Annotated in this window: 23 protein-coding genes and 1 tRNA gene; 10 read left to right on the forward strand and 14 right to left on the reverse strand. The window is 73.5% G+C overall.

Annotated features, from left to right (window positions below):
• The first annotated feature begins 149 nt into the window (after window positions 1–149).
• Together ACFUJY_RS13545 and ACFUJY_RS13550 are read left to right on the forward strand one after the other, a co-directional pair.
• The gene (locus ACFUJY_RS13545) at window positions 150–839 is read left to right on the forward strand and encodes a maleylpyruvate isomerase family mycothiol-dependent enzyme (protein ID WP_383298292.1); all 690 of its coding nucleotides are present in this window, start codon (window positions 150–152) and stop codon (window positions 837–839) included.
• 28 nt (window positions 840–867) lie between these two features.
• Window positions 868–1,524 (forward strand): MBL fold metallo-hydrolase, encoded by a 657-nt coding sequence (locus ACFUJY_RS13550; protein ID WP_383298293.1) that lies wholly within the window; start codon window positions 868–870, stop codon window positions 1,522–1,524.
• Window positions 1,525–1,575: 51 nt separating this feature from the next.
• Here the strand turns inward: ACFUJY_RS13550 and ACFUJY_RS13555 are convergent, their stop codons facing one another.
• The 5 genes from ACFUJY_RS13555 to ACFUJY_RS13575 all read right to left on the reverse strand — a co-directional run bounded on the left by ACFUJY_RS13555 (window position 1,576) and on the right by ACFUJY_RS13575 (window position 8,748).
• Window positions 1,576–2,559: a TerC family protein gene (locus ACFUJY_RS13555; RefSeq protein WP_383298294.1), complete on the reverse strand. Its 984-nt coding sequence runs from the start codon at window positions 2,557–2,559 to the stop codon at window positions 1,576–1,578.
• Window positions 2,560–2,847: 288 nt separating this feature from the next.
• Complete coding sequence (locus ACFUJY_RS13560; protein WP_383298295.1) at window positions 2,848–4,788, reverse strand: TerD family protein; 1,941 nt, start codon at window positions 4,786–4,788, stop codon at window positions 2,848–2,850.
• 163 nt (window positions 4,789–4,951) lie between these two features.
• The gene (locus ACFUJY_RS13565) at window positions 4,952–5,530 is read right to left on the reverse strand and encodes a TerD family protein (RefSeq protein ID WP_361029331.1); all 579 of its coding nucleotides are present in this window, start codon (window positions 5,528–5,530) and stop codon (window positions 4,952–4,954) included.
• Between the two features lie 140 nt (window positions 5,531–5,670).
• Window positions 5,671–7,830 (reverse strand): excinuclease ABC subunit UvrB, encoded by a 2,160-nt coding sequence (gene uvrB / locus ACFUJY_RS13570; RefSeq protein ID WP_383298297.1) that lies wholly within the window; start codon window positions 7,828–7,830, stop codon window positions 5,671–5,673.
• Between the two features lie 39 nt (window positions 7,831–7,869).
• Window positions 7,870–8,748 (reverse strand): MHYT domain-containing protein, encoded by an 879-nt coding sequence (locus ACFUJY_RS13575; RefSeq protein ID WP_383298299.1) that lies wholly within the window; start codon window positions 8,746–8,748, stop codon window positions 7,870–7,872.
• 230 nt (window positions 8,749–8,978) lie between these two features.
• Between ACFUJY_RS13575 and ACFUJY_RS13580 the strand changes: the two genes are divergently transcribed.
• Window positions 8,979–9,917 (forward strand): glycerophosphodiester phosphodiesterase, encoded by a 939-nt coding sequence (locus ACFUJY_RS13580; RefSeq protein ID WP_383298301.1) that lies wholly within the window; start codon window positions 8,979–8,981, stop codon window positions 9,915–9,917.
• 44 nt (window positions 9,918–9,961) lie between these two features.
• The gene (locus ACFUJY_RS13585; RefSeq protein ID WP_383298303.1) at window positions 9,962–10,504 is read left to right on the forward strand and encodes a methylated-DNA--[protein]-cysteine S-methyltransferase; all 543 of its coding nucleotides are present in this window, start codon (window positions 9,962–9,964) and stop codon (window positions 10,502–10,504) included.
• A 9-nt stretch (window positions 10,505–10,513) separates the two neighbouring features.
• Here ACFUJY_RS13585 and ACFUJY_RS13590 read toward each other — a convergent pair whose 3' ends face one another.
• The gene (locus tag ACFUJY_RS13590; RefSeq protein ID WP_383298304.1) at window positions 10,514–11,335 is read right to left on the reverse strand and encodes a class I SAM-dependent methyltransferase; all 822 of its coding nucleotides are present in this window, start codon (window positions 11,333–11,335) and stop codon (window positions 10,514–10,516) included.
• 117 nt (window positions 11,336–11,452) lie between these two features.
• On the opposite strand from ACFUJY_RS13590, the gene ACFUJY_RS13595 reads away from it, so the two are divergent.
• A complete protein-coding gene (locus ACFUJY_RS13595; RefSeq protein WP_383298306.1) occupies window positions 11,453–12,394 on the forward strand; it encodes a pseudouridine-5'-phosphate glycosidase in 942 nt (313 codons plus the stop codon).
• Window positions 12,391–13,293, forward strand: coding sequence for a carbohydrate kinase family protein (locus tag ACFUJY_RS13600; RefSeq protein ID WP_383298308.1), 903 nt, complete (start codon window positions 12,391–12,393; stop codon window positions 13,291–13,293). Before ACFUJY_RS13595 ends, ACFUJY_RS13600 begins: the two co-directional genes overlap by 4 nt.
• Window positions 13,294–13,314: 21 nt before the next feature.
• Here the strand turns inward: ACFUJY_RS13600 and ACFUJY_RS13605 are convergent, their stop codons facing one another.
• Window positions 13,315–13,953 (reverse strand): uridine kinase, encoded by a 639-nt coding sequence (locus ACFUJY_RS13605; protein ID WP_383298310.1) that lies wholly within the window; start codon window positions 13,951–13,953, stop codon window positions 13,315–13,317.
• A gap of 84 nt (window positions 13,954–14,037) precedes the next feature.
• Here ACFUJY_RS13605 and ACFUJY_RS13610 point away from each other — a divergent pair, with 84 nt between their 5' ends.
• Complete coding sequence (locus tag ACFUJY_RS13610; protein WP_383298312.1) at window positions 14,038–14,403, forward strand: nuclear transport factor 2 family protein; 366 nt, start codon at window positions 14,038–14,040, stop codon at window positions 14,401–14,403.
• Between the two features lie 33 nt (window positions 14,404–14,436).
• On the opposite strand, the gene ACFUJY_RS13615 is transcribed toward ACFUJY_RS13610, so the two are convergent.
• Both ACFUJY_RS13615 and ACFUJY_RS13620 read right to left on the reverse strand, forming a co-directional pair.
• Window positions 14,437–14,952, reverse strand: a complete 516-nt coding sequence (locus ACFUJY_RS13615; RefSeq protein ID WP_383298314.1) for a cupin domain-containing protein — start codon at window positions 14,950–14,952, stop codon at window positions 14,437–14,439.
• A 109-nt stretch (window positions 14,953–15,061) separates the two neighbouring features.
• Window positions 15,062–15,727 (reverse strand): winged helix-turn-helix transcriptional regulator, encoded by a 666-nt coding sequence (locus tag ACFUJY_RS13620; RefSeq protein ID WP_383298316.1) that lies wholly within the window; start codon window positions 15,725–15,727, stop codon window positions 15,062–15,064.
• An 85-nt stretch (window positions 15,728–15,812) separates the two neighbouring features.
• Between ACFUJY_RS13620 and ACFUJY_RS13625 the strand changes: the two genes are divergently transcribed.
• Window positions 15,813–17,024 carry a pyridoxal phosphate-dependent aminotransferase gene (locus tag ACFUJY_RS13625; protein ID WP_383298318.1) on the forward strand — a complete coding sequence of 404 codons (1,212 nt, stop codon included), beginning with the start codon at window positions 15,813–15,815 and terminating at the stop codon, window positions 17,022–17,024.
• Between the two features lie 313 nt (window positions 17,025–17,337).
• Here ACFUJY_RS13625 and ACFUJY_RS13630 read toward each other — a convergent pair.
• Window positions 17,338–17,424, reverse strand: a tRNA-OTHER gene (locus tag ACFUJY_RS13630).
• Window positions 17,425–17,457: 33 nt separating this feature from the next.
• Complete coding sequence (locus tag ACFUJY_RS13635; RefSeq protein ID WP_383298320.1) at window positions 17,458–18,189, reverse strand: hypothetical protein; 732 nt, start codon at window positions 18,187–18,189, stop codon at window positions 17,458–17,460.
• A gap of 204 nt (window positions 18,190–18,393) precedes the next feature.
• Between ACFUJY_RS13635 and ACFUJY_RS13640 the strand changes: the two genes are divergently transcribed.
• Window positions 18,394–18,921: a DUF3574 domain-containing protein gene (locus ACFUJY_RS13640; protein ID WP_383298322.1), complete on the forward strand. Its 528-nt coding sequence runs from the start codon at window positions 18,394–18,396 to the stop codon at window positions 18,919–18,921.
• Between the two features lie 49 nt (window positions 18,922–18,970).
• Here ACFUJY_RS13640 and ACFUJY_RS13645 read toward each other — a convergent pair whose 3' ends face one another.
• Entirely contained in the window at window positions 18,971–19,516 is a 546-nt protein-coding gene (locus ACFUJY_RS13645; protein WP_383298324.1) for an HXXEE domain-containing protein, read from the reverse strand.
• An 88-nt stretch (window positions 19,517–19,604) separates the two neighbouring features.
• On the opposite strand from ACFUJY_RS13645, the gene ACFUJY_RS13650 reads away from it, so the two are divergent.
• Entirely contained in the window at window positions 19,605–20,195 is a 591-nt protein-coding gene (locus ACFUJY_RS13650; protein ID WP_383298326.1) for a TetR/AcrR family transcriptional regulator, read from the forward strand.
• 12 nt (window positions 20,196–20,207) lie between these two features.
• Here ACFUJY_RS13650 and ACFUJY_RS13655 read toward each other — a convergent pair whose 3' ends face one another.
• Window positions 20,208–21,554, reverse strand: coding sequence for an SWIM zinc finger family protein (locus ACFUJY_RS13655; protein ID WP_383298327.1), 1,347 nt, complete (start codon window positions 21,552–21,554; stop codon window positions 20,208–20,210).
• Window positions 21,551–24,412 carry an SNF2-related protein gene (locus ACFUJY_RS13660; RefSeq protein ID WP_383298329.1) on the reverse strand — a complete coding sequence of 954 codons (2,862 nt, stop codon included), beginning with the start codon at window positions 24,410–24,412 and terminating at the stop codon, window positions 21,551–21,553. Before ACFUJY_RS13660 ends, ACFUJY_RS13655 begins: the two co-directional genes overlap by 4 nt.
• Between the last annotated feature and the right edge of the window lie 147 nt (window positions 24,413–24,559).

Here is a 24,559-nt window from a genome sequence, read left to right on the forward strand (position 1 = left end):
CGGGGGAACTGAGCCCCTCGCCCAGGGTATGGGGGGCGCCACAGCGGTGTACGGAGCTTTCGACTCCGAGCGTATAGCACGCACATTCGAATTGCGGACGGCTGAGAACTCCTTCACCCGAACGAGTGGCCGGGGCTAGGCTCGGCCCCATGACTGATCACGCGCACGACCTGGCAGCACTCCGTGAAGCGACGGATCGACTGCTCGGCGCCACCGGGAAACTGGACGACGCGGCACTGTCGGAGCCGTCACGGCTGCCGGGCTGGAGCCGCGGTCATGTCATCGCGCACCTCTCCCGTAACGCCGACGCGCTCGCAAATGTTCTCCGCGGACTGCCTATGTACGCAGACAGCGAAACCCGCGACCGCGAGATCGAGCGGGACGCCCCCCGGCCCGCCGCGGAGCAGCTGGCCGACCTGGCGGCGAGCGCGGACCGGTTCGTCGCGGCGGCGGCCGAGCCCGGCGACTGGTCGCGCACGGTGACCCTGCGCCGCGATGTGACGGACTCCGCCTCCCGGGTGCCCTTCCGGCGCCGCGCCGAGGTGGAGCTGCACCACGTCGACCTGGGCGTCGGCTACGAGCTGGAGGACCTGCCGGACGAGTTCACCGCGCGGGAGATCGACTTCCTGGTCGAGCGTTTCGCCGGGAACCCGGAGGTCGTGGCGACGACGCTCACCGACGACACCGGGCGCGCGTGGACGACCGGCGGCGGCGCGGAGGGCGGGCCGGTCGGGGTCCGGGGCACGGCGCCCGAGCTGCTGGGCTGGCTCAGCGGGCGGCGCGACGGCTCGGCGCTGACCGTCGAAGGCGGCACGCTTCCGGCGCTGCCCCCGCTGTAGGCCGTGCCCCGGCGATAGGCTGAGGGACATGACGTACAGCGGAGCGGTCAGGGTCGGCGGGCCCGCCGATGTGCACGAGCTGACGGATCTGATGATCTCGAAGGTCGCCGTCGGCCCGATGGACAACAACGCCTATCTGCTGCGCTGCCGGGCCACCGGTGAGCAGCTGCTGATCGACGCGGCCGACGAGGCCGGGACGCTGCTGCGGCTGATCGGTGACGACTCGATCCTCTCCGTCGTCACCACCCACCGGCACCGCGACCACTGGCGGGCCCTGGGCGAGGTCGTCGCGGCGACCGGGGCGCGCACCTACGCGGGGCGGTTCGACGCCGAGGGCATCGAGGTGCCGACGGAGGTCCTGGTCGAGGACGGCGACACCGTCCGGGTGGGCGAGGTGGCACTCACCGCCCGCCACCTGACCGGTCACACCCCGGGCTCGATCACGCTCCTGTACGACGACCCGCACGGTGCGCCGCATCTGTTCACCGGGGACTGCCTCTTCCCCGGCGGGGTCGGCAACACGCGCAAGGACCCCGAGGCGTTCGCGAGCCTGCTGCACGACGTGGAGACCAAGCTCTTCGCGACGCTGCCGGACGAGACCTGGGTCTACCCGGGCCACGGACGCGACACCACGCTGGGAGACGAACGGCCCCACCTGCCCGAGTGGCGCGCCCGGGGCTGGTGAGGCGGGGCGTCCCTCCCGTACCGCCGCGGCGGTACGGGAGGACGGGCGGTCCTAGACCCGGTCTCCGGCCTTCGCCTCGCGGGCATCGGCCTCGGCCTTCTTCTTGTTGGCCATGAGGCTGGTGACCGTGGTGATGATCAGCACCCCGCAGATCACGCCGAGCGAGACCGGGATGGAGATCTCGGGGACGTGCACCCCGGACTCGTGCAGGGCGTGCAGCACCAGCTTGACGCCGATGAAGCCGAGGATCACCGACAGCCCGTAGCTGAGGTGGACCAGCTTCTCCAGCAGACCGCCGATCAGGAAGTACAGCTGGCGCAGGCCCATCAGGGCGAAGGCGTTGGCGGTGAAGACGATGTACGGGTCCTGGGTGAGGCCGAAGATCGCGGGGATGGAGTCCAGCGCGAACAGCACGTCGGTGGTGCCGATGGCGAGCATGACGACCATCAGCGGGGTCAGGACGCGCTTGCCGTTGTTGCGGATGAAGAGCTTGGTGCCGTGGTACCGGTCGGCGACGCCGAAGCGGCGCTCGATGTTCTTCAGGAGGCGGTTCTCCTCGAACTCCTCGTCCTCGTCGTCGGCCCTGGCCTCCTGGATGAGCTTCCAGGCGGTGTAGATCAGGAACGCGCCGAAGATGTAGAAGACCCACGAGAAGTTGGCGATGACGGCGGCGCCGGCGGCGATGAAGACCGCCCGCAGCACCAGCGCGATCAGTACGCCGATCAGCAGCACCCGCTGCTGAAGGTGGGAGGGCACCGAGAACTTCGCCATGATCAGCACGAAGACGAAGAGGTTGTCGACGCTGAGCGACTTCTCGGTGATGTAGCCGGCGAAGAACTCGCCCGACGCCTGGCTCTCGCCGAAGACGAGCAGCCCGAGCCCGAAGAGGGCGGCCAGCGCGATCCAGACGATCGTCCAGATCCCGGCTTCCTTGGTCGACACGTCATGGGGCTTGCGCCCGATGAAGAAGTCGACGGCGATGAGGGCGCACAGACCAAAGATGGTCAGCGCCCAGAGGGTCCATGAAACGTCCACTGCGCCTCCGGCAGTTCGCTACGGGCTACTGATCAGCGTCGTCGCTGCCGGAGGTCTCTTCCACCCGGGCGCGCGGGCTGCGCACCTGGGCCGACGCCCCGGGACCGGTCACAGTCCGTACTGACGGGAACGCCGCGTATGGGAGTACTCCCCTCCGCTCCATGAACGGTACAGGAAATACCAAGGAAAGGTAAAGAGAAGTCTAAAGGATCTCCAAAATCGCAGGTCAGAGGTGGTTTGCCGGGCGCTTTACGAGCCCGGCCCGGCTGTCCGGAAGCGGGGCGCGGCTCAGCGGTGCCCGGTGCGGCGGGCGTGGGCCACCCGTTCCAGCACCTGGTCCAGGACCGCGCTCCCCGGCGGCGTCCTGGGCGGCTCGTACGTCCACGCGTGACCGACCCAGGGGTCGGCCAGATGGTCGTCGGCGACCGGGGTGACCCGCAGCAGCGAACGCCACAGCGGGTCCAGGACCGGGCCGTACTCGGACGCCTCCTCCCGGTCCGCGACCATCATCAGGTGGACGCCCACCGAGGGCCCCTCGTCGGCCAGGTAGCGCAGCTGGGTCACCGCCCGGTCGTCGAAGCCGTGCGGGAAGTCGTTGACAATCAGCAGCTGCTCGGCCGGGTCCAGGTCCGGCGGCAGCGAGTCGGCGGCCCCGGCCCGGATCGCCATCTGCACCAGGTCCACCCGCCGGGTGAGGTGGGCGAGGACCGAGGAGACGCCCTGGGCCCCAGCAGCGGGCGGCGCGGGCAGCACCCCGGAGCGGACCAGCGGGGCGAGCGCGCCGGCGGCCGAACCGGCCGGGTCGATGACGTGGACCGTGAACTCGTTCGGCGGGTAGACCGCCAGCAGCCGGGCCGCGTGCAGCACGGCGGTCTCCATCGCCAGCCTGCGCAGCTGGTCCGTGCCGGTCAGCGCGGCGGCCTCGGAGGCCGTCCGCCCGCTGTCGATCCACATGCCCCGCTCCAGCGGCAGCCGGACGAGGAGCGGGATGCGCAGGTCGGCGCGTTCCGGGAGGTGGAGGTCGCCGATGCGCAGCGCCATGGGGATCTCCATCGGCACCCGGTAGCCGTGCCAGACGGGGTTGTCCCAGCCCGCGTAGGGGGCGGGGAGCGCGGGTTCCACGACGGCGGACTCGGCGGCGAGCTGGGCGAGGTCGCGGTCCAGGGACTCGCGGGCGCGGTCGGTCAGCTCGTCGCGCTTGGCGCGGGCCTCCTCGCGGGCCCGGTCGCCCGCTCCGCCGATGCGGCTGCGCGGGTCGGACAGGGTGCGCTCCAGTTCCTGGTCCATCCGGGACTCGGCGAAGTCGACGGCGCTGCGGTAGGCGGCGACGGCCCGGGCCAGGTCCTCGAACATGCCCCAGACCTGGTTGTACAGGCGCTCGTCCATGGACCAGCCGGTCGCGTCCCCGGCCACGGGCTGCGCCGGCTGCCCCGGCCGGGCGGGCGGCGCGGCCGGGGGCGGCGGCGGGGGCGCGGTGGGCTGGCGGCGCGGGTGCGCGTAATTGATCGGGCCGCCCGGGGCGGCCGGCTCCGCAAGGGGCTCGGGCTGCGGGGGCGTGGCGGGCGCGGGCGGCGGGACGGGCGGCTGCCCGTTGCCCGGGGCGGGGGCCGGGGCGGGCGCGTGCCTGACCCGGTCGCCCTCCGGGGTGCGGGGCGGCGGCGGGGCCACCGAGCGGGCCAGGCCCCGGGCGACCGCCTCCTGGATCGTCCCGGCCAGCTCGGCGGCCCGGTCCACGCCCTGGTCGGCGAGCATGGCCGCGAGGCCGCCCGCGTATCCCTGGCCGACCGCGCGGACCTTCCAGGCGCCCTGGCGGCGGTACAGCTCGAGGGCGGCGACCGCGGACTCGCTGTCGAGGCCGGTCAGCGTGAACGTGGCGATCTCGGCGCCGTCGAGGGCGGTGACCGCGACGAACGGAGAGGCGACGGCGCCGAACCGGGTCGGGCCGCCGGCGGCGAGCGGGAGGGCCAGCAGCACCGTGACCCGGTGGACGCCGTCGGGCAGGGCGTCGAGGTCGACGGCGAGGCGGTGGTCGGCGGCGGCCTGCCGTGAGACTTCGAGGCCGTGCAGCTGCGGCGATCCGGGGTGGGCGACCCACTCGACGCCGGCCACTCTGCCGTGCTCGTCGCCGAGCGTGGCACCGGCCACGACGGGCGCCCCGGCCGATATCCGGATCTCCAGACGGGTCTGGGGCAAGGTGTGGTTCTGCCCCCGGACCAGCTCGGCCGTCATTGCCCTGTCCCCTCGACGTATTACCGCTGGTGTTGATGAAGCTGTGCGTGGTGTCTCTGCTCTGAGTGGTGCGGTGGTGCCGCGATGCGGGCAGCTCCCGGCGGCCGATGCCGCCGGGAGCTGCGCGTGACGCGGTGCGGACCTCGCGGTCCGGTATGCCGTCCTACAGGTGCGGCAGGATCGCCGGCATGAGGTCCTGGAAGGTGCGGCCGTTGGCCGGGGTGCCGATGGCGGTCATCTTCCAGCCGTTGCCCGCGCGGTGCACCTTCGCCATGATCTGCGCGGTGTACTGCCCGCCGCCGTCCAGCGTGTAGCGGGCGAGCTCCTGGCCGTTGGTCTCGTCCACGATGCGGCAGAAGGCGTTCTGCACCTCCTGGAACGTCTGGCCGGTGAAGGAGTTCACCGTGAAGACGATCTGGTCGATGTGGACCGGCACCCGCTGGAGGTCCACGAGGATCGCCTCGTCGTCGCCGCCGGAACCGGCGCCGCCCACGAGGTTGTCCCCGGTGTGCCGCACCGAGCCGTCGTCGCTGGTGAGGTGCCGGAAGAACACGACGTCGACCGGCTGCTTGTCGGCGAACAGGACGGCCGAAGCGTCCAGGTCGATCTCCCGGGTGCGCGAGCCGAACAGACCGCGGCGCGGTGCCGCCTGCCAGCCGAGCCCCATCCGTACCGCGGTCAGGGTCCCCCCGTCGCTCTTCTGCAGGCTGATGGCCTGACCCTTGGTCATATTGACCGTCACGCGCTGTCCCCTCTCCGCATTCCCCGCAACCGTTCCTTGTGCGGTTTCCCAGCACCCTACGCAGTGGTGTCACCCGCGCGGAGGGCCTGGGCCGTTTTGTGTCGGTCCTGCAACATGCGGTCCCGGCCCGGACCGCCCGGTCAGGCCAGACCGGCCTCGCGCATCTGGCGCAGCTCCTTCTTCAGCTCCCCCACCTCGTCGCGCAGCCGGGCGGCGACCTCGAACTGGAGGTCGGCCGCGGCGGCGCGCATCCGGTCCGTCATCTCCTCGATGATCCCGGCCAGTTCGGTCGCCGGGCGGTCGGTGACCGCAGCCGTGTCCCGGCCCGCCTTGCCCGCCTTGGCGGACTTCCCGGCCGTCGCCGCCTTGCCGTCGCCCGGGACGGCGTGCTTGCCGAGGACGGGCACGGGTGCCTTGCCCTCCTTCCCCTGGCGGTAGCCGGTGCCGAGCAGCTGCTCGGTGTCGACCTCCTCACGCGCGATGGTGGCGACGATGTCGTTGATCTTCTTGCGCAGCGGCTGCGGGTCGATGCCGCGCTCGGTGTTGTAGGCGATCTGCTTCTCGCGGCGGCGGTTGGTCTCGTCGATGGCCTGCGCCATGGCCGGGGTGACCTTGTCCGCGTACATGTGGACCTGGCCCGAGACGTTGCGCGCCGCGCGGCCGATGGTCTGGATCAGCGAGGTGCCCGAGCGCAGGAAGCCCTGCTTGTCGGCGTCGAGGATGGCCACGAGCGACACCTCGGGCAGGTCCAGGCCCTCGCGCAGGAGGTTGATCCCGACCAGGACGTCGTACTCGCCGGAGCGCAGCTCGCGCAGCAGCTCGATGCGGCGCAGCGTGTCGACGTCGCTGTGGAGGTAGCGGACCTGGATGCCGAGCTCCAGGAAGTAGTCGGTCAGGTCCTCCGCCATCTTCTTGGTGAGCGTGGTGACCAGGACCCGCTCGTCGCGCTCGGTGCGCGCCCGGATCTCGTGCACCAGGTCGTCGATCTGGCCCTCGGTGGGCTTGACGACGACCTCGGGGTCGACCAGGCCGGTCGGGCGGATGATCTGCTCCACGAAGCCGTCGCTCCGGGACATCTCGTAGGTGCCCGGGGTGGCGGAGAGGTAGACCGTCTGGTTGATCCGCTGGAGGAACTCCTCCCACTTCAGCGGGCGGTTGTCCAGGGCGGACGGCAGCCGGAAGCCGTGGTCGACCAGGGTCCGCTTGCGGGAGGCGTCGCCCTCGTACATGGCGCCGATCTGCGGCACCGTGACGTGCGACTCGTCCAGCACCAGGAGGAAGTCCTCCGGGAAGTAGTCGAGGAGGGTGTTGGGGGCGGTGCCGGGGGCACGGCCGTCGAAGTGCATCGAGTAGTTCTCGACGCCGGAGCAGGTGCCGATCTGGCGGAGCATCTCGATGTCGTACGTCGTGCGCATGCGGAGCCGCTGGGCCTCCAGCATCCTGCCCTGCTTCTCCAGCTCGGCCAGGCGCTCCTCCAGCTCCCGCTCGATGCCGCTGACGGCCTTCTCCATGCGCTCGGGTCCCGCCACGTAGTGGCTGGCGGGGAAGACGTGGAGGGACCGGTCCTCGCTGATGACCTCGCCGGTCAGCGGGTGCAGCGTGGACAGGGCCTCGATCTCGTCGCCGAACATCTCGATGCGGACGGCCAGCTCCTCGTAGACCGGGAAGATCTCGATGGTGTCGCCGCGCACCCGGAAGGTGCCCCGGGTGAAGGCCAGGTCGTTGCGCGTGTACTGGATCTCGACGAAGCGGCGCAGCAGCTGGTCGCGGTCGATCTCCTGGCCCACCTTGAGCTGGACCATGCGGTCGACGTACTCCTGCGGCGTACCGAGGCCGTAGATGCAGGAGACGGAGGCCACCACCACGACGTCGCGCCGGGTGAGCAGCGAGTTGGTCGCGGAGTGGCGCAGCCGCTCGACCTCCTCGTTGATCGAGGAGTCCTTCTCGATGTAGGTGTCCGACTGCGGGACGTACGCCTCGGGCTGGTAGTAGTCGTAGTACGAGACGAAGTACTCGACGGCGTTGTTGGGCAGGAGCTCGCGGAACTCGTTGGCCAGCTGGGCGGCGAGCGTCTTGTTCGGCGCCATGACCAGCGTGGGGCGCTGGAGCTTCTCGATCATCCACGCGGTGGTCGCGGATTTACCGGTGCCGGTCGCACCGAGGAGCACGACGTCCTTCTCACCCGCGCGGACGCGCTTCTCCAGCTCGGCGATGGCCGCGGGCTGGTCGCCGCTGGGCTGGTAGGGGCTGACGACCTCGAAAGGCGCCACCGTACGTTCGATCTTCGAGACTGGCCGCATGCAACCACCGTACGACCCGCCACTGACAACGGGGCCGGTTCACCAGTCCGCGGGCTCCACGGCGTCGCGCGGGCGGGAGTGGAAGGAGGCCGGGTCGGCGTACGTGCCGAAGCGCGGCACCTGGCGCGGGGCCGGGACGCCGGGCGTCCGCGCGGCGCGCGGGTCGTCCCAGTCGGGCGTGCCCATGACCACCAGCGGGTCGAACATGACGACGACGGCGGCCAGCACCAGGAAGCAGGCGGGGCCGAGCAGCATGGGCACCAGCAGCGAGCCGGCGCTGTCGCCGGGGGCGTGGGCCGCGGTCGTGGCGGACGGGTGCAGGTGGACCCGGAGCGCGGCCATGCCGGTGTAGTGCATGCCGCTCACGGCGACCCCCATCACGACGCTGGCGCCGAGGCTGGGCAGGAAGCCGTGGATGGACACGGCGGCCCACAGCGCGGCGGTCGAGGCGACGACGGCTATGACCACGGAGAGCGCCACGGTGACCGTGTCGTACTCGAACTGCCCATCAAGCCTCATCCCGGCCATGCCGAGGTAATGCATGGAGGCCACGCCGAGTCCGGTGATCGTGCCTCCCGTCACCAGGGCCATGCGGGTGGCGCCCCGGTACCCGACCAGGAAGATCCCGATGCCGACCATGACGATCGCGACGGCGAGGCTGGCGAAGGTGATCGGTCTGTCGTAGCCGATCGGCACCTCTTCGACGGAGAAGCCCACCATCGCGATGAAGTGCATGGTCCAGATGCCCGAACCTATGGAGGTCGCCCCGAGAGCCAACCAGCCGGCCCTGAAGGAACGCTCGGTACGCAGTGACCGCGTGGTGCAGCGCAGGCCCAGCGCCGCGCCGAGGCATGCCATGAGGAACGCCGCCGCAGGGGTCACCGCCCCGTAGCTGAAGCCGTCGATCGTGCCCTGCATCCTTGTACGCCCTTCGCAGCAGCAAGCCCGGGTCAGGACGATCCCAGGGCCTGTCGTCCGGGCGCAAGGCCCGGCAGACACAACAGAAGTGCCGCATCTTATCGACCGTGCCGACGGCGCGTGGCGCGGTCCCCGAGGTGCGTTCACACGGTGGCCATCCTTCGCCTGTCCCCCGTTCGGGGGCGGCTGGGACGCTCGGGCCGTCCGCAACTCTGACGCAAGGAGTCCACGTGTACGCAGGCACCGCCACCGCCTCCGTCGCCGCCGCCGCCGTCATGGGCGCCGGCACGTTGCTGATGTCGAATCCGGGCACCCCGGTAGCGGACACCCCGCTGCCCCGGCACCCGGCCCAGCAGCTCGCCCCGGTCCGCCGGGCCGCCGACGCCGCGGCGGACCACCCGCGCGTCTACGCGCACCGGGGCGCCTCCGCGTACGCCCCCGAGAACACGCTCCCGGCCGTGGACCGGGCCGACGCCCTGGGCTTCACCTGGGTGGAGAACGACGTCCAGCTCACCAGGGACGGGGTGGTGGTCGTGATCCACGACACGGACCTCAGGCGGACGACGAACGCCGAGGAGGTCTTCCCGGACCGCGCGCCCTGGGCGGTCAAGGACTTCACGGCCGCCGAGATCTCCCGGCTGGACGCGGGCGGCTGGTTCGGGTCCGCGTACGCCGGGACGCGGGTGCCGACCCTGCGCCAGTATCTGAAGCGGCTCGGGCGCAACGGCCAGAACCTCCTGCTGGAGATCAAGAGCCCGGAGAGTTACCCGGGGATCGAGCGGGCGACCCTCCGGGTGCTGGGCGAGGAGGGCTGGCTGGACCGGGGCCACGTCCAGCGCCGCCTGGTGATCCAGAGCTTCGGTGCCGACAGCGTGCGTACGGTGCATTCGCTGCGCCCGGACGTGGTCACCGGCTTCCTCGGCGCCCCGGCCGTCTCCGAGCTGCCCGCGTACGCCGCGTTCACCGACCAGATCAACCCCTCGTACGCCGGTCTGTCGGGCGGTTACGTGACGGCGGTGCACGCCCTGAAGGGCCCGCACGGCAAGGCGCTCCGGGTGAACCCGTGGACGGTGAACGACGCGGCGGCGGCGCGCCGGGTCGAGTCCATGGGGGTGGACGGCATCATCACGAACACCCCCGACGTGGTGCGCGCGGCCACGCGGGGCTGAGGCGGCCCGGGCCCGTTGTCAGTGGGCGGCCGTACGGTGGTGGCATGGACAGCAACGGGGTCGTCGAGTGGACCGTCGTCGAGAGCGCCATCGGTCCGTTGATGCTGGCCGCGACGGAGACCGGACTGGTCGGCGTGGTCTTCCACGCCCGCCCGGAGATACGGGACGGGGCGCTCGACCGGCTGCGCGGGCGGCTCGGCGCGGAGCCGGTCGAGGCGCCCGGTTCCGCCCGGCTGGCCGAGCCGGCCCGTCAGCTCGCGGCGTACTTCGCGGGGACGCTGCGGGAGTTCTCGCTCGACCTGGACTGGTCGCTGACCGCCGGCTTCAACCGCCAGGTGCTGCAGGAACTGGCGCGGGGCGTGCCGTACGGGGCGGTCGCCGGTTACGGGGACCTGGCCGAGCGGGTCGGGCAGCCGGGCGCGGCCCAGGCGGTCGGCGCGGCGATGGGGGCCAATCCCCTTCCGGTGGTGGTGCCGTGCCACCGGGTGGTGGAGAGCGACGGCGGCATAGGCGGCTTCGGCGGCGGCCTGGAGACCAAGCGGCGGCTGCTGGCGCTGGAGGGCGTGCTGCCCGAGCCGCTGTTCTGAGCGGTGCTGTCAGTCGGGCTCCGGGGCCGCGCCCGGCCGGTGCGCGACCAGCACCGGCTGGAAGAAGCCCGTGTCCGCCGGGCCGTGCCAGGCGGGCTCCGTCAGACCGGCTCCTCGGGCGTATCCGGTGAGCTGGTCCTGGGTGAGCGCCCAGTACGTCGTGCGGCGCGTGCGCACGTCCCAGCCGTCGCCCCCCTCCGCCGCGGGGTGCAGCTGGAAGTGCTCCAGGTCGTAGCGCTCGCCGTCCGGGCGCCAGTGCCACAGCTGGAAGGTGACGACCCGGCCACCGGCCTCCTCCCTGAGCTGCGGTGGTGTGGAGGCGGGCCGCTCGCTGCGCAGCCGGTCGTACGGCCGGGTGGAGACCAGCAGGACGCCGCCGGGGCGCAGCACCCGGCGCATCTCGCCGAGCGCAGCCGCGACCGCTTCCGGGGTGAGCAGATGCGGCAGCGAGTTGTCGGCGCACACGACGGCGTCGAAGGAGCGGTCGGCGAACGGCAGCCGGGTCATGTCGGCGGCGGCCGTGCGCAGCCCCAGGCCGCGCCCGGCCGCCTCCCTCGCGGCGCGGGCCGCCGCGGCGGGGCTCAGGTCGCTTCCGGTGACCCGGTGCCCGAGCGCGGCGAGGCCGAGGGCCTGGGTGCCGATGCCGCAGGCGCAGTCCAGCACGTCGTACGCGGCGCCCCCGCCGAGCGCCGTGCCGATCAGGCCCGACAGCGCGGCGCCCTGGCGCTCGATGCTCGCCTGCCAGTCGGCGTACATGAGGTCGTAGTCGGAGGCCAGGTCGTCGTAGAAGTCACGTACGGCGGAGGCGGGTTGACCGGTCGCGGAAGACATGGGCCGACTCTAAGGGCTGTCCGGCGCGGCTGCCGACGGAACGTTTCGCGCCACTCGCCGAGCCGACCCGGATCCGCTCACGTTTGAGCCCCGCCCACCCGCGACAGGGATGTGGACATGTCACTCAACGCGCCCCTCGACGCCACCCCTTACGCGCCGGTCCTCTCCGCAGAGGTGCGGGCCGCCCTCGCCGGACACCGGCCGGTCGTCGCCCTGGAGTCGACGATCATCGCCCACGGTCTGCCCCGGCCCCGCAATCTGCGCGTCGCCGGGGAGCTGGAAGGGCTCGTACGGTCCGCGGGGGCCGTGCCCGCGACCGTGGCGGTGCTGGACGGGCGGGCCAGGGTCGGGCTGGACAAGGCGGAGCTGGAACGGGTGGCCGAGGACCCGGGGATGCGCAAGCTGGGGCACCGCGACCTCGCCCCGGCGCTGGCGGCCGGCGCGAGCGGGGCGACGACCGTGTCGGCGACCGCGTTCCTGGCGGCCCGGGCCGGGCTGCGGGTCTTCGCGACCGGCGGTCTCGGCGGGGTGCACCGGGGCTGGACCGAGACGCAGGACGAGTCCGCGGACCTGCGGCTGCTGGCGCGGACGGGGATCACCGTGGTCTGCGCGGGCGTGAAGTCGATCCTGGACGTCCCGGCCACGCTGCAACGCCTGGAGACGCTGGGCGTCGGGGTGCTCGGCTACGGCACGGAGACGTTCCCCGGGTTCTACCTGCGCAGTTCCGGCGAGCCGGTCGACTGGACGGTCACCTCGCCCGAAGAGGTCGCCGAGGTGATGGGGGCCCAGGACGCGCTGGGCGGCCCCGGGGCCGCGCTGATCGTGGCCAATCCCGTGCCGGAGGAGGAGCAGCTGGACCCCGGTCTGCACGACCGGGTGCTGGCCGAGGCGCTGGAGGCGTGCCGGGAGCAGGGGGTCACGGGGCAGGCGGTCACGCCGTTCCTGCTGGACCACCTGGTGCGGCGCACGGGGGGCGCCTCACTGGAGGCCAACCTCGCGGCGGTCCGGGGCAATGTGGCGCTCGCCGCCCGGATCGCCACCGCCTGGGCGGCGCGGTGAGCGGCGGTCTCCTCGTCGTCGGGGACGTGGTCACCGATGTGGTGGCCCGGCACGGATCGGCGCTCGCCCACGGCACGGACACGGCCGCCGTGATCCGGACCCGGGCGGGCGGCGCGGGGGCCAACGTGGCCTGCTGGGCGGCGCACGCGGGCTGCCGGGACGTGCGGCTGCTGGCCCGGGTGGGCGCGGACTCGGCGGACTGGCACCGCGGTCTGCTGCGGCGGGCCGGGGTGCGCGGGCTGCTCGCGGTGGACGAGGAGGCACCGACCGCGACCGTCGTCGCCCTGGTGGACGCCGCCGCCGAGCGCACCTTCCTCACCGACAGCGGCGCGGTGCTGCGGCTCTCCCCCGACGACTGGTCGCCCGCGCTGCTCGACGGGGTCGCCCATCTCCACCTGTCGGGCTATCTGCTGTTCGCCGGTACGAGCCGGGCGACGGCCCTGCTGGCCCTGCGGGAGGCCGTACGGCGGGACGTTCCGGTGAGCGTGGACCCCGCGTCGGCGGGCTTCCTGGCCGGGCTCGGTGTCGACCGGTTCCTCGCCCTGACCGAGCGGGCGGACCTGCTGCTGCCCAACGCGGACGAGGCCCGGCTCCTCACCGGCCTGCCGGACCCCGCGGACGCGGCCGCCAAGTTGAGCATGCCCGCCCGCCGGGTCGTCGTGACGCTCGGCGAGGGCGGGGCGCTGCTCGCCAGCGGGGGCGCGGTGACCGGCCGGGTCCCGGCGGAGCCGGTCGGGCGGGCCGTGGACTCGACCGGGGCGGGCGACGCGTTCACCGGCGGCTTCCTCGCGGCCCGGCTGGCGGGCGCGGACGACGCGGCGGCCGCGGCGGCGGGGTGCCGGGCGGGAGCGGAGGCCGTCACGACGGTGGGCGGGCGGCCGGCGTTGCCGGGTGAGTGACGGGACCCGGACCCGCGCGTCTCACCGCAGCCCGGTCCACGCCGGGTGCTCCGGGTGGTCCGCGCGCACCACCGCGTCCGCGCTGTCGGCGGGCGCCACCTCCTCCTCGTACCGCGCGAAGGCGGGCAGGGTCCACAGCTCGTCCTCCGGCGTGCGCCTGCGCAGCGCACCCGCCGACAGCCGCAGGTGGACGGCGAGGTCGAACGGGAACCAGTGGCCGAGCAGCAGCGGCCCGTGCAGGATCAGCACCCCGCCTTCCGGCAGCCGCCGGTACGGGCTGCGGGTGGCCCGGTCCGTGGCCGGGTCCCACAGGTCGGGCAGCACCCGCCCGCTGCCGCCCTGTTCCAGGGGGCCGAACACCTCGCGCCACAGGGCGCCGGTGTCGAACCAGCTGCCGAAGTACGAGTCCGGGTCCCGTTTCCCGTACTCGTACCGCAGACTCGCCGGCCGCAGGAATCCGGCGGTGGACACGGGGAGCACGGCGCGGCCCCGGAGCCGCAGCGCGTCGGCGACGGATTCGGCCAGGTCTCCGGGGCGGGCGGCCGGGGCTCCGTCGACGGCGATCTTCAGCCAGGGTCCGCCGTCGGCCGGTTCCCGCGCGTCGGCGTGCGCGGCGAGCGCGTCCGTCAGCCGTTCCCAGGTGATCGCTTCGAATCGCACCCGTCCATCATCGCGCGTCCCGCCCGGCGACCGGATGCCGGAATCCCGCCGCCGGAGACGGCCCCGGCGGTTACGGTCACGGCCATGGATCTTGAATTCGCCCGGGAGTTCGCGGCGCGCTGGCAGGACGACTGGAACTCCCGCGACCTGGAACGCATCCTGGCGCACTACCACGAGGACGTGACCTTCAGCTCCCCGATGATCGCGCGGTTCACCGGCGATCCGTCCGGGACCGTGCGCGGCAAGGACGCCCTGCGGGCGTACTGGGCGCGCGGGCTCGAACTCATCCCGGACCTGGAGTTCGAGGTGATGGACGTCCGGGCGAGCGTCGACACGCTGGTGATCGACTACCGCAACCAGATCGGCGGCCGGGTGTACGAGGTGCTGACCCTCCGCGACGGGCTGGTGATCGCCGGTCTCGGCGCGTACGGCGAGACACTCGCCCGCTGACGGCGGGCCGGCGGGCGAGTGCCCCGCGAGGGGTCACTTCCCCGGCCGGCACTCCACCGCCTCGGCGTCGTCGGAGAGCGCGCTGCCCTCGGGCAGCAGATACGTCACCCAGAGGACCACGGGCTCGCTGCCCAGGTTGCGGCCGATGTGGCGGTGGTTCCTCCCCGCCGGCTCGACGAAGGACGTGCCGGCCGGGGTCACCTCGACCGAGCAGTCGTCCAGGGTGCGGGTGAGCGTGCCGGACTTGACGACGACGATCAGCTGGCCCCTGTGGGTGTGCCAGCCGGTGGAGCCGCCCGGCGCGATGGTGGCGGTGCTGAAGGTGACGTCGGCCCGGCCCTCGGGCGCTCTCACCCGCAGCGGGCCGGACGAGGTGCCCTTGGCGACCACGGTGGCGGTCACCCCGCTGCCGGGCGTGGCACCGGCGGCCGTCGGTACGAAGGCGAGCGCGGCCACGCCCGCCGCGGTGACGAGTGCCCGGCCCAGCCGCCCCCGCCGTCCCGCTCGTCCCTGCCGCCCCGTCAGCCCCCGCTGTACGTCGGTCTTCACGCGTCTCTCCCGTCGTCGGGTGTCACGGCCGTCGCAAATGTCCCGACGCTACCCGGAACGGGCACGCGGGAATCACGCCATCGGCATCCGGCCCAACCCGGGGCGGCCGTCAGCGACCGCGCAGCGCCTCGGCCAGCGCGCCGTCCCCGTGCACTTCGATCCGGCCGTCGCCGACCGCCTCCGCGAACGTCGGCTCGCCGCGCCCCAGCGCGAGGCACAGCTCCGCGTCGAGGACGATGCGCGCGTCGGCGTCGGCGGCCGGCCCGTCGCCGTACACCGGCTCACCGGCCGTCACCTCGCCCGTACGGATGTGGAACTCGCCCTCGTCCAGACGGACGTCGAGCACGCCCGTGGCCGCCCCCTTCAGGGCGCTCAGCAGCGGGAGCGCGAACCAGTGCGCCCGGACCGCGTCCGTGGGCCGCCGCTCGGCCAGCGCGGGGGCGCCCCACTCGGCGAGCGCGGCGAGGACCGGCAGCAGTCCGTGCCCGCGAGCGGTGAGCGCGTACACCGTGGCGGCGGCCGGCGGCGGGAGCTTGCGGCGGGTGACGAGGCCGCCCTGCTCCATGTCCTTGAGCCGGGAGGCCAGGACGTCCGTGCTGACGCCGGGCAGGTCGGCGTGGAGATCGGTGTAACGCCGGGGACCCGCCAGCAGTTCACGGACGATCAGCAACGTCCACCGGTCACCGACCGCGTCCAGCGCCCGGGCGCCGGCGCAGAACTGGTCGTAACTCCGGCGGCGGGCCGGGCGGGTCGAGGGCTGTGGCTGACGTGGCATGCGACGCAGTCTAGACATGTTGTTGGACTTTCCAAGCCCGAACTTGGTAAAACCAAGTATCGCAATCGGGTCGGGGAGGCACCGCATGGAATTCCGCCAGTCCAGCAAGCTCAACGAGGTCTGCTACGAGATCCGGGGCCCCGTCATCGAGCACGCCAACGCCCTGGAGGAGGCGGGCCACAGCGTGCTCCGGCTCAACACGGGCAACCCGGCCCTGTTCGGCTTCGAGGCGCCGGAGGAGATCGTCCAGGACATGATCCGGATGCTCCCGCGGGCCCACGGCTACACCGACTCGCGCGGCATCCTGTCCGCCCGCCGCGCCGTCGTCCAGCGCTACCAGGCGATGGGCCTGACCGAGGTGGGCGTGGACGACGTCTTCCTCGGCAACGGCGTCTCCGAACTCATCTCGATGGCCGTCCAGGGGCTCCTGGAGGACGGCGACGAGGTGCTGATCCCGTCCCCGGACTACCCGCTGTGGACCGCGGTGACGACGCTGGCCGGCGGAAATGCCGTGCACTACACGTGCGACGAGTCGTCCGACTGGAACCCCGACGTCGCCGACATGGCCTCGAAGATCACCGACCGCACCCGCGCCGTGGTGATCATCAACCCCAACAACCCGACCGGGGCCGTCTATCCGCGCGAGGTCCTCCAGGACATCCTGGACCTGGCCCGCAGGCACGGCCTGATGGTGTTCGCCGACGAGATCTACGACCAGATCCTCTACGACGACGCCGAGCACCACAGCGTGGCGGTGCTCGCCCCCGACCTGGTCTGCCTCACCTTCAGCGGCCTTTCGAAGACGTACCGGGTGGCCGGATTCCGCTCCGGCTGGATGGTGGTGTCGGGCCCGAAGCAGCACGCCCGCAGCTATCTGGAGGGGCTGACGATGCTCGCCTCGATGCGGCTGTGCCCCAACGCGCCCGCCCAGTACGCCATCCAGGCCGCGCTCGGCGGGCGGCAGTCGATCAAGGAACTCGTCGTGCCCGGCGGCCGGCTGTACGAGCAGCGCGAGCGTGCCTGGCAGAAGCTGAACGAGATCCCGGGCGTGTCCTGTGTGAAGCCGAAGGGCGCGCTGTACGCCTTCCCACGCATCGACCCCCAGGTGCACCCGATCGTGGACGACGAGAAGTTCGTCCTGGACCTGCTGCTGCGCGAGAAGATCCAGGTCGTCCAGGGCACCGGCTTCAACTATCCGCGCCCCGACCACTTCCGCATCCTGACCCTGCCGCACGCCGACGACCTCGACGCCGCGATCAGCCGCATCGGACGGTTCCTGGCGGGCTACCGGCAGTGAGCCGGCGCCGGACGCGGAGCGGGCCCGGGGGCGTAGCCGGCCCCCGAGCCCTGTGTTGCCGCCTGCTGTCGCACACCGGCACGTTTAAGGTCCCGTGTCAGTTTGATGTCGTCGCATCCTGCCTTTAGACGACCGCGGACCGAAGCTCCACGGGCCGGAGTCGAACCGGCATCTCGACGCCCACGGGCACGGGCCCGTTTGATCCGGCGATAGGCGGCGCATGCTGAGCCTGGAGCGAGAGTCTGAGATTCACAGCGGTCCGCCTCTGCCAGTTGGGCCACCCCGGCGCGTGCCCGTGCGTGGTGCACGGAAGTGCCGGGGGGAGGACTCGAACCTCCACCGGAACCGCTTCGTCACGACAAACTTCAGTTTCAGCTTTGCGCTCCTCGCGCACCCCGACGGCTTCGACCGCCGCCGGGGAATCCATGGTCGGTCACCCGAAGAGGTAACCGAATACGGCGTCACCCACCCTCTGGTCCGTGACGTCCACGCCGTTGGCCTCCTCGCGGGCGAACTTGACGGCCTGCTGGAGCTTCTCCACCCGGTCGAGCAGTTCGTTGACCCGGCGCGCGGGCAGCGCCCCGGAGAACTTCACGGTCGTCCAGTAGCCGATCGGCACGTCCTCGTAGTACACCTCGACCTGCGCCGGGTGCTTCTCGGTGGCCTCCGCCTTCACGTGGTTGCGGGGCACCTTCTTGGTCCGCAGGGTGCGGACCGGCTCGGTCTTCCAGGCGTCGGTGGACGGGTCCTGGGTCCACGCCTCGGCGGCGTCGAGCACCGGCAGCTTGCGGACGAAGGTGTTGAGGTCGACGAGCTGCTTCTCCAGGAAGAGCAGGTAGGACACCGGCACGTCACTCACCAGGACCCGGCCGTCGACCGTCACATCGGCGCGGGCCGCGCAGTTCGCCCAGTCCTTCGTGGCGGTCACGTCGAACAGCCGGGTGAGCGTCTTGGCGGTCTCCCGCAGCACGTCCTCGGCCTTGACCTGCACCAGCGTCGACTCGGGCGGCAGCTGCTCGCCCTCCTCGTCCTTCGGCTGGTAGGTCCGGGAGATCCCGGCGAGGAGTCCGGCCTTCTGGAGGCCGTGATGCGCCGCCGTCAGGTCCTGGTGCGCCTTGGACTTGACGCCCTTCTCCACTGCGATGATCTGATTGAGTTTCGCCACGCCGAGGAAACTAGCAGCGCCAACAGCGCGCGGGCCAAAGGTTTTTCCGGAAGGCCGGTGCCCTCCCGGGCGCCCTTGTACGCCCGCCCGATCGGGTGGTTTCCCGGTGACGCCCGGCTTCCGCCGCCCCTCGCCGGGGCCCGCTTGCGACAGTGAGGCCCGCGCGTCTGCGCCTTCCCCGTACCCGGAACGAAGGGCTCCCCCATGCCTCTCCTGTCCCGCCCGGCCGCCGCGAGCGACCCGGCCGGCCCCACCGACAACCGCCGCCCGCGCCGGCGGACCGCGCTCGTCGCCGCCGCGGCGGCTCTCGCCGTCCTGGGGGTGGGGACGCCCGTCGCGTACGCGACGCTCGGCTCGGGCGCCTCGCCGGAGCCCCGCCCGGCCGTGGGGGCCGTCCGGGGGCAGGACTACATCGAGACCCGGCTGCTCTTCGGCACCGAACGCCCGGACGGCGCGCCGGACGTGACCGACCGGCAGTTCCTCGCGTTCATCGACGAGGAGGTCACCCCGCGCTTCCCGAACGGGCTGACCATCCAGGACGGCCGGGGCCAGTGGCGCGACTCCCACGGCGTCATCGAGCGCGAGCGCAGCTACGAGCTGACCCTGCTCTACCCGGCCTCCGAGGCGCGGGTGCGGGGCCGCCAGATCGAGCGCATCCGCAACGCCTACGAGAAGGAGTACGCCCAGGACTCGGTGGCCCGGCTGGAGGAGCGGCTGACGGCCGACTTCTGACTTCTGAGGGCGGCGCGCTCCCGCGCCGGGTGTACGCCGCCCGAACGCGTCATGCGCCGGCCGCGGGGGGCCGGGCCAGCACCCTCGCCGCCGCGTGCGCGCCCGCCACGGCGGCCGGAAGGAGCGCCAGCCCGGCCGCCGTCTCGCGGACGCCGCCGACCGGGATGCCCGCCGCCCGCAGCCTGCGCAGCGCCCACAGCGAGTACGGGATGACCACGGTCGGCGAGGTGGCCACGCCCGGGGTGTAGCCGCCGTACGCCGCCGACTGCGCGAGGTGCACCACCCCGTGCAGGCCGAATCCGGTCAGGACCGTACGGAAGAAGGCGCTGCGCCCGCCCGTGCGCGCCCCGTCGGCGGCGGCCGCCGCGATGAGCACGCCCATCAGGCCGATGGCCGTGTTCACCTCGCGCTGCGAGAGCTCCGCCCGGTCCCACACCCGGTCGGGCACCCACGGCAGGCGCTTCTTCAGCCTCGGCCGCGCGGTCCGGTGCCAGCCCGCCATGGTGGCGATCTCCTCCAGGTCGTTGGCCGCCCAGGCGGCCAGCAGCCCCCAGGTCACGGCTGCGGAAACCCCGGGGTCCCGGTCGTCCGTCATGAGCATCCCCCTGTGTGTCGTGTTCCGGTGATCGGCCGCAGCCTATAATGCAACGCAACGTTGCGTTGCATTTTTCTCCGGAGCCGCCATGTCCACCCCTCCCCCGCACCCCCGCCCCGAGAAGGGCCCCCGCGCCGCCGAGGCGATCTTCGACGCCACGCTGCGGCTGCTCGCCGCACGCGGGTACGCGGGGCTCACCATCGAGGCCGTCGCCCAGGAGGCCGGGGTCAACAAGACGACGATCTACCGCTGGTGGCCGTCGAAGGCGGCACTGCTGCGCGCCGCACTGCTCCGGGCCCGGGTACTGGACATCGGCATCCCCGACACCGGTTCGCTGCGCGGGGACCTGATCGCCCTCACGGAGCAGGTGACCGCCCTGGTCACCGGCGTACGGACCCGGGCGGTCGTGCGGGCCCTGGCCTCGGGGACCGGGCTGGCCGACGACGAGCTGGCCGCGCTGGCCCGGGACTTCTTCGCGGACCGGTTCGCGCGCGAGCAGCCGGTGTTCGCCCGGGCCGCCGCACGCGGGGAGCTGCCGCCGGGGACCGACCCGAAACTGGTGCTCGACCTGATCGCCGGGGCCGTCTGGGTGCGGGCGGCGCTCAGGAACGAGGCAGTCCCGCCCGGGTTCGCCGCTGCCGTGGTCGACGCGGTGCTGCCGACCGGGGGCGGCGGCTGAGCAGCGGGCCCCTCAGCCGCCGGTCAGCTCCAGGAGGGCGCCGACCGGGTCGTGGTCCGGGGCGGCGCGCGGCCACCACTCGTCCTGGCCCGGGTCCGACTCGTAGCCGTACCAGCGGCCGTCGCGGCCGAAGCGGAGCTGGACGGCGCCGCCGGGGTGCGTGAGGTGGTTGCGCCACGGCTGGAAGCGGGGGAAGCCGGCGGCGGCGAGGGCCGGACGGGCGCGGTCGAACGGGCCGGCCGGGGGGTCCCACGGGGTCTCCAGGACGGCAAGCCCCTCGGCCTCGCCCTGCCGCCAGGCGGCCACGGCGCGGGCCAGGTCCGTGGTGGTGCGGCCGGTGGCGGAGGCCAGCTCCCGGTACAGGGCGCGGGTGGTCGCGGTGAGCCCGGCGGTGGGTCCGGCCGCGGCGAGGCGGACGGCGTCCTGCCAGGTGGTGAGCCCGGCGAGCGGGTCGCGGCCGGTGGTCAGCAGGGCGTGGGCGCGGGCCGCCGCGTCGGTGGCGAGCTGGTCCAGGGCCAGCGGGTCCCGGGCGCCGGGAAGGACGGGGTAGGCGGGCGGACGGCCCGGGTGCGGGTCCGGGGGAAAGGGCGCGGGCAGCGGGGGCAGGAAGCGGGCTGCCAGCGCCTCCGCGGCCGGGACGGACGGGGTGTCGGGGGCGGGGGGCCGCTCCCGGGCGGAGTGCGCGGCGTTGCGCCGGGCCAGCTCCTCCAGGAGTTCGCGCTCGCCCCGGCCGCGCAGCAGGAGCAGGACGAACGGGTCGGTGTCCAGCAGGAGGGCCATCTGATAGCTGAGGGCCGCGACGTGCTTGCAGGGCCTGCCCCGGTCGGGGCAGGTGCAGGCGGGATCGAGGTCGCCCGGGGCGGGCAGCAGGGTCATCCCGGCATCGGTCGCCGTCTCGGCCAGGGAGTGCGGCATCTCCTTGGCGAGGAGCGCGGCGAGGTGCCCGGGGCGGGCGGCCACCGCGTCGAGCAGGGTGTCCCAGTCGGGATCGGTGAAGGTGCGCAGCCGCAGCTCGGCCCGGTACGGACGGGGGCGGCTGCCGTGCACGTAGGCGACGACGTGCCCCGGTGTGACGGTGATCGCGGCGACGTGGCCGCCGTCCGCGTAGTCCCGGCCCCGGGCGAGGCGCGGGCCGTCCATCGACAGGGATTCGAGCGCCGCCACCCAGGCCCGGCCCCACCAGCTCTCCGCGAACGGCTCGTCCTGCCCGGACGTGCGCGCCGGGACGGCCTCGAAGGTGCGCCGGAGGTCGTCGGGGCCGGGGCGGGAGCGGGCGCCGGGGCGGCCCGGGCGGGTGTCCCGGCGGGCGGCGAGCGGTCCGGTGGTGGGGCGGGGGGCGCCGGGGCGGGCGGGGCTCATGACGGCCTCCGGAGGGAGACGAGGTCGGCGAGGTCGCGGTCGCTCAGCTCGGTGAGCGCGACCTCGCCGCTGCCGAGGACCGCGTCGGCCAGCGCCCGCTTGGCGAGCAGCATCTCGCCGATCCGGTCCTCCACCGTGCCCTCGGCGATCAGCCGGTGCACCTGGACCGGCTGGGTCTGGCCGATGCGGTAGGCCCGGTCCGTGGCCTGCTCCTCGACCGCCGGGTTCCACCAGCGGTCGTAGTGGATGACATGGGCGGCCCGGGTGAGGTTGAGTCCCGTGCCCGCCGCCTTGAGGGACAGCAGGAAGACCGGGACCTCGCCGGACTGGAAGCGGTCCACCATCCGCTCCCGCTCGGCCACCGGGGTGCCCCCGTGCAGGAGCTGGGAGGGGATCGCGCGGGCGGTCAGATGGGCGGACAGCAGCCGGGCCATCGTCACGTACTGGGTGAAGACCAGCACCGAGCCGTCCTCGGCGAGGATCGTGTCGAGCAGTTCGTCCAGGAGGGCGAGCTTCCCGGAGCGTCCGGTGAGCCGGGCGGCGTCCTCCTTCAGATACTGCGCGGGGTGGTTGCAGATCTGCTTGAGCGAGGCCAGCAGCTTCATGACCAGGCCGCGCCGCGCGATGCCCTCGGACGCCTCGATGTGCGCCATGGTCTCGCGCACCGTGGCCTCGTACAGCGTGGCCTGCTCGCGGGTGAGGAAGACGGGGTGGTCGGTCTCCGTCTTGGGCGGCAGCTCGGGCGCGATCCCGGGGTCGGACTTCTTGCGGCGCAGCAGGAAGGGCCGGACCAGCCGGGACAGCCGCTCGACCGCCTCGTCGTTGCCGAGGCCCGCCGCCGTGCCGGTGTTCTCCACGATCCTGGCGTGGCGGGCCCGGAAGGCCTTGAGCGGGCCGAGCAGTCCCGGCGTGGTCCAGTCGAGCAGCGCCCACAGCTCGGAGAGGTTGTTCTCCACGGGGGTGCCGGTGAGGGCGACGCGCGCCGGGGACGGGATGGTGCGCAGGGCCTTCGCGGTGGAGGAGTGCGGGTTCTTGACGTGCTGCGCCTCGTCGGCGACGACCAGGCCCCAGCTGTGGGCGGCCAGCTCGGCGGCGCTGGAGCGCATCGTGCCGTACGTGGTGAGGACGAAGCCCCGGCCGGCCCCGGCGAGGGTGCGGCCGGTGCCGTGGAACCGGCGGACGGGGACACCGGGGGCGAAGCGGTTGATCTCGCGGTGCCAGTTGCCCAGCAGGGAGGCGGGGCAGATGACGAGCGTGGGCGCGGGATGGGCGCGGTGGAGGTGGAGGGCGATCAGGGTGATCGTCTTGCCGAGGCCCATGTCGTCGGCCAGGCAGCCGCCGAGGCCGAGGGAGGTCATCCGGTCCAGCCAGGCCAGGCCGCGCAGCTGGTAGTCCCGGAGCGTGGCGTGGAGCCCGGGCGGCGGGGCGAGTGCCGTCTCGTCGGCGAGGAGGCGGTTGCGCAGCTCCGCGAGCGCGCCGGCGGGCACCGCTTCGACCTGCTCGCCGTCCACCTCGGCGCTGCCGGTCAGGGCGACGGCCAGGGCGTCCACCGGGTCGAGCAGGCCCAGCTCCCGCTTGCGGGCCTTGCGGACGAGCGCGGGGTCCACGACGACCCACTGGTCCCGGAGCCGCACCACGGGGCGGTGGGCCTCGGCGAGCACGTCCATCTCGGCCTCGGTGAGCCGCTGGTCGCCGAGCGAGAGCTGCCAGTCGAACGCGAAGAGCTGTTCGGCGTCGAAGAAGGCGGTGCCGTCCGTGGCCGTGCCGGGCGCCGGCCTGACCACGGCCGCCGCCGTGAGGGTGCGGGCCAGCTCCCGGGGCCAGTGGACGCTCACCCCGGCGGCGGCGAGCCGGCTCCCGGCGTCGCCCAGCAGCTCGTACAGCTCGTCCTCGCCGAGGGCCAGCACATCGGGGACCGGCTGGTCCAGGAGCCGTTCGAGCGGGGCCCAGACGCGGGCCGCGCGGCGCAGGGCGAGCGCGGTGTCCACCCGCGCCCGGGGGCCGAACGGCTCGCCCGCCTCACCGGCCCACAGGGCGGCGGCGTCGGCCACGTAGGTGGGGTCGGCGAGGCTGTGGACCTGGGTGACCGCGGCGGCGGCCTGCCGGGCGGTCCGGTCGGTCGCCGCGTCGGGGGCGGCCGTGTCGAAGAGCTCGTACGCGGAGAGGTCCAGGCGGAGCGACACCCGGACCCCGGCGTCGAGTCCGGAGGCGACCTCGACGGCCCACTCCCGGGCGCCGGGCAGGTGCTGGGGCTCGGCCGCCGCGAAGGGGGCGCCCACGGCGAACGCGGCGGCGGGCGTCCGGGGCAGGGTGTCGGCGACGGCGTCGAGGAAGGCGCCGATCAGCGCCTCGGGGTCGGGCAGCCGGGGCGGGCTCCGGTCGGGCAGCGGGACGGCGTGCCCCTCCCAGGGCAGGGCGGCGGCCACTGCGCGCAGGTGGGCGACGTCCCCGGCGTCGCGCGGGCCGGCCCGCCAGGCGTCGTGGTCGTCGGCGGTCAGCCCGGGGAGCATGCGGCCGCCGGCCACCAGGTGCAGGGCGTGCAGGGCGGCGGCGCCCCAGGCGCGGGTCGCCGGGTGGGCGGAGCGCAGGTGGCGGGCGCGGGCGAGCAGGGGCAGGGCCTCGGCGACGGTGAGCAGGAGCGCGGGCACGCCCCGCGGGCGGACCTCGCCCTCGGTGCCGTACGGCCGGACGACCGTGATCTCCTCGCTCCGGGCGCCTTCGGTCTCGGGGAGCGGGGCATCGAGCGGGTCCCAGAACGCGACGCGCCCCCGGCGGGGCGGCGTACCGGGCAGGAAGACGGCGGCGCAGCGCAGCAGGCGGCTGCCGTCCGCGTCCTGCGGCGGCGGTGCGGTGCTCATCGGTTCCTCCCCTCGCGCGCTTCGTGCCTGGTCAGCACGGATCGTCCGTACCGATCCCTCTGTTCGGCGAGTCTAGGCGGGGGGTCTGACAACGCCCCGGACAAGGGCCCGGCCGCCGCCGCTCCCGCAGCTCGTACGGGTCGGGCG

Origin of the sequence: Streptomyces sp. NPDC057249, from assembly GCF_042669245.1 — a bacterium.
GTDB lineage: Bacteria > Actinomycetota > Actinomycetes > Streptomycetales > Streptomycetaceae > Streptomyces.